This is a genomic window from Dysgonomonas mossii, assembly GCF_004569505.1.
Lineage (GTDB): Bacteria > Bacteroidota > Bacteroidia > Bacteroidales > Dysgonomonadaceae > Dysgonomonas.
Genome location: NZ_SPPK01000037.1, coordinates 1 through 514, shown reverse-complemented (window position 1 = coordinate 514; position 514 = coordinate 1). Strand labels below are relative to the sequence as shown.

Genomic DNA, 514 nt, shown 5'->3' with positions numbered 1-514 from the left:
CGGCTCTACGCCCATCAGCACGCACTACTTCCAGGTACGGGTCGGGGGCGACCTCGCCGTCGTCAAGGGCATGATGAAGCACCTGGCCGAGATCGAGGACCGCCAGGGCGGCGTGTTCGACCACGCCTTCATCCAGCAGCACACCACCGGCATCGAGGCGCTGCTGGCGGACCTGCGCACGGAGTCCTGGTCGGTCATCGAAGAGGAATCCGGGCTCGCCGAGGCGCAGATCCGCGCCGCCGCCGAGGTGTACCGCAATGCCCGCAGCGTGATCGCCTGCTGGGGCATGGGCATCACCCAGCACATGCACTCGGTGGCCACCATCCAGATGATCGTCAACTGGCTGCTGCTGCGCGGCAACATCGGCCGTCCGGGCGCGGGCCCGTGCCCGGTGCGCGGCCACAGCAACGTGCAGGGCGACCGCACCATGGGCATCTGGGAGAAGCCCCCGGCCGCCTTGCTGGACCGGCTCCAGGAGGTCTTCGGCTTCGAGCCGCCGCGCGAGCCCGGGGTG

Annotated in this window: 1 pseudogene; it reads left to right on the top strand. The window is 70.0% G+C overall.

The features are described from left to right. Positions 1 to 514 (top strand): annotated as a pseudogene (locus tag E4T88_RS17320) (hypothetical protein); the annotation flags it as partial.